The 318-nt window shown below is 62.3% G+C and carries 1 protein-coding gene; it reads left to right on the top strand.

Going from position 1 to position 318, the window contains the following annotated elements; genetic code table 11:
• Positions 1–86: 86 nt before the first annotated feature.
• The coding region (locus L9G74_RS23980; protein WP_500142664.1) for a redoxin family protein at positions 87–318 on the top strand (232 nt) is incomplete at its 3' end.

Genomic DNA, 318 nt, shown 5'->3' with positions numbered 1-318 from the left:
CGGGAGGGTGCGAGAGAGCCGAGGGAAGAGAGGAGAAGAAAGAGAGAAGAAAGAAAGAGCGATGACGCGGCTTGTGGATAAGAACGATGCTCGGGCAGAGACTTGCCCCGGTTGCCGTGGGCGACACCCTCCCCGACGGCCAGCTGGGGTGGTTCGACGGGGAGGACAAGCTGCAGCAGGTCTCCGTCCACGGCCTCGCCGCCGGCAAGAAGGTCGTCCTCTTCGGCGTCCCCGGTGCCTTCACCCCGACCTGCAGCAATCAGCATGTGCCAGGATTCATAAATCAGGCTGAGCAGCTCAAAGCCAAGGGTGTAGACG

The sequence above is a fragment of the Shewanella electrica genome, from assembly GCF_022321485.1.
Taxonomy (GTDB): domain Bacteria; phylum Pseudomonadota; class Gammaproteobacteria; order Enterobacterales; family Shewanellaceae; genus Shewanella; species Shewanella electrica.
The sequence above is the reverse complement of the archived record's forward strand: the minus strand, read 5'-3'. Positions and strand labels throughout refer to the sequence as shown.